The sequence below is a fragment of the Pseudomonas typographi genome, assembly GCF_014694385.1.
Lineage (GTDB): Bacteria > Pseudomonadota > Gammaproteobacteria > Pseudomonadales > Pseudomonadaceae > Aquipseudomonas > Aquipseudomonas typographi.
Genome location: NZ_JAAOCA010000205.1, coordinates 1 through 221 on the forward strand (window position 1 = coordinate 1; position 221 = coordinate 221).

The following is a 221-nucleotide window of genomic DNA, read 5'->3' on the forward strand; positions in this document are numbered from 1 at the left end:
GCATCTATCAGCGGCCCAGTCTTCACTGATAGAGTCAACCTCTACGTAGTACGAATGGCATATAACATCCATCGCTAGCGTCGACATCAGCCGCAGCGCATCGCCGTCATCGGTGAGCGGGTTCCAGCTTTCGACGAGACAACTCTCCGGGTACCCTGGAATTGCGACTACAGCCTCTCCGGAGGAATTGAAGAACTTGATGTCTATCCCGGCCGCCTTCG

The 221-nt window shown here is 55.2% G+C and carries 1 protein-coding gene; it reads right to left on the reverse strand.

Features of this window, described 5'->3' with window-relative positions; translation table 11 throughout:
• Positions 1–221, reverse strand: a 221-nt coding sequence (locus HAQ05_RS29030; protein WP_238936629.1) for a hypothetical protein, incomplete at both ends; no start/stop codon positions are given.